This is a genomic window from Azonexus sp. (genome assembly GCF_036170495.1).
Lineage (GTDB): Bacteria > Pseudomonadota > Gammaproteobacteria > Burkholderiales > Rhodocyclaceae > Azonexus.
The window spans coordinates 1-1,695 of sequence record NZ_JAVHPH010000174.1 but is presented as its reverse complement, the minus strand read 5'-3'; the positions used below and the strand labels follow the sequence as shown (position 1 = coordinate 1,695).

Below are 1,695 nucleotides of genomic sequence, written 5' to 3'. Positions count from 1 at the left end.
TGGGAAAATGCGATGTTTTCTGCGGTCGACCGTAGCAAAACACCGATTCATCACGCTGAGGCCTTTCCCGGTGAGACGGTCGAGGAACAGAACATCATGCGCGTCAATTTTCTCGCGCTGATCTTTTGTCTGACCATAGGGACGGCCGCCCTGCCGCACGTGCTGACCCGCTACTACACGACGCCCACCGTTCGCCAGGCGCGCGAATCGGTATTCTGGTCGCTGTTGTTCATTCTCTTGCTTTACATTACCGCGCCAGCCTACGCGGTCTTCGCCAAGTACGAGGTGCTCTCCCATCTGGCCGAAATACCCATCACCAAATTGCCCGGTTGGGTGGCTGCATGGGCCAAGATCGGGTTGGTCAGCATTGAGGACATCAATGCCGACGGCATCCTGCAACTGGCTGAACTGTCACTGAACCCGGACGTCATCGTGCTCGCCACCCCGGAAATTGCCGGTATGCCCTATGTTGTCTCCGGTCTGGTCGCGGCCGGTGGTCTGGCCGCAGCCCTGTCCACCGCCGACGGCCTGTTGCTGACGATTACCAGTTCCATGTCGCACGATGTTTATTACCGCATCTTCCGTCCCGATGCGTCGACCCAATTTCGGCTGGTGATCTCAAAGTCGATGCTGTTGGTCGTCGCCATTCTCGCCGCCACCGTCGCCGCCCAAAAACCGGGAACAATTCTCTCCATGGTTTCCTGGGCTTTTTCCATTGCCGGTTCCGCCTTCTTCCCGGCACTGGTTCTTGGCATTTTCTGGGAAAGGGCGACCCGTGCCGGCGCGCTGGCCGGCATGGTGGTTGGCATTCTGCTGTCGATTTATTACATCATTCGCGTCGAATTCGACAGCATCCCCATGCTCGGGATCAGCGGTTTTGGCATGGAGCCGTGGTTTCACATCCAATCGACATCCGGCGGCCTGTTTGGTGTCGTGGCCGGTTTCATGACAACCATTATCGTCAGCCTGTTCACCAAACCAGATCCCCGGGCGGCCAGCTTCCTCAGCACGATCCGTTTCCGGAATGGAGACGCGTCGTGATCTCAAAAGCCGATCTTCACTGGCGTAAAACGCGAAGCCTGACCTTTGTCCTTATTTGCTTCTGGCTATTCATAACCTTTGGCCTAACCTGGTTCGCCCGAGGCATCAACGAGGTCGTTATCCTTGGCTTTCCCCTGGGTTTCTACATGGCTGCTCAAGGCGCCTTGGTCCTCTACCTGCTGATCATCTGGTGGTACAACCGGCAGATGAAAAAACTCGATGCAGAATTCGGCGTCGACGACTTCTGAGCGCATTCAATGAGTCTTTTCCTGATCAGCGCGGTGCGGGCGATTGTCGAAATGCTTGGCCTTTGCCTGATCGGTCAGGGAGTGCTGTATTTGATAGGGGGGCGGCAACGGTCCGGCAACCGTGTCTACCAACTTTTCTCCTTGATCACCAAGGCACCTCGCCGGATGGTGGCTACGGTTCTGCCGCATTCGGCAAGCGAAATGCTCATCGGTAACGTCACCTTTGCCATTCTCCTGATCCTCTGGCTGGGGCTCGCTTTTGTCCGAAAGTTTGTTTGACCAAGCTGCCTCTTCTGCTACAATGCGCCGCTTCCGGAGGGGTGGATGAGTGGTTTAAGTCGCACGCCTGGAAAGCGTGTGTAGGGTAATCCCCTACCGCGGGTTCGAATCCCGCCTCCTCCGCCAG

The 1,695-nt window shown here is 56.8% G+C and carries 3 protein-coding genes and 1 tRNA gene; all 4 read left to right on the top strand.

What is annotated here, in order from left to right; translation table 11 throughout:
• Positions 1 to 1,041, top strand: a 1,041-nt coding sequence (locus tag ADADOO_RS05775; RefSeq protein ID WP_511275793.1) for a VC_2705 family sodium/solute symporter, incomplete at its 5' end; no start/stop codon positions are given.
• Positions 1,038 to 1,289, top strand: coding sequence for a DUF4212 domain-containing protein (locus tag ADADOO_RS05770; protein WP_511275791.1), 252 nt, complete (start codon positions 1,038 to 1,040; stop codon positions 1,287 to 1,289). The genes ADADOO_RS05775 and ADADOO_RS05770, both read left to right, overlap by 4 nt.
• 9 nt (positions 1,290 to 1,298) lie before the next feature.
• Positions 1,299 to 1,568, top strand: a complete 270-nt coding sequence (locus ADADOO_RS05765) for a hypothetical protein (protein WP_511275789.1) — start codon at positions 1,299 to 1,301, stop codon at positions 1,566 to 1,568.
• 35 nt (positions 1,569 to 1,603) lie between these two features.
• Positions 1,604 to 1,694: transfer RNA gene (locus ADADOO_RS05760), tRNA-Ser, on the top strand.
• Position 1,695 lies beyond the last annotated feature (1 nt).